1 pseudogene is annotated in these 237 nt (G+C 72.6%); it reads right to left on the bottom strand.

Annotated elements, in window-relative coordinates:
* Positions 1 to 237 (bottom strand): annotated as a pseudogene (locus VR44_RS35645) (methionine adenosyltransferase); the annotation flags it as partial.

Genomic DNA, 237 nt, shown 5'->3' with positions numbered 1-237 from the left:
AGGCGGCGGGAGAGCCGGTGCGCGATGTGGATCGGCAGCGGCATCAGCTCGGGGGTCTCGTCGCAGGCGTAGCCGAACATCAGGCCCTGGTCGCCCGCGCCCTGCTTGTCGAGCTCGTCACCCTTTCCACCTGCGGCGGACCCCTCGACGCGGGACTCGTAGGCCGTGTCGACGCCCTGGGCGATGTCCGGGGACTGGGCGCCGATGGACACCGAGACGCCGCAGGAGGCGCCGTCG

This window comes from Streptomyces katrae, assembly GCF_000966975.1.
In the GTDB taxonomy this organism is placed as follows: domain Bacteria; phylum Actinomycetota; class Actinomycetes; order Streptomycetales; family Streptomycetaceae; genus Streptomyces; species Streptomyces katrae.
This window is presented reverse-complemented; position numbering and strand designations above follow the sequence as displayed.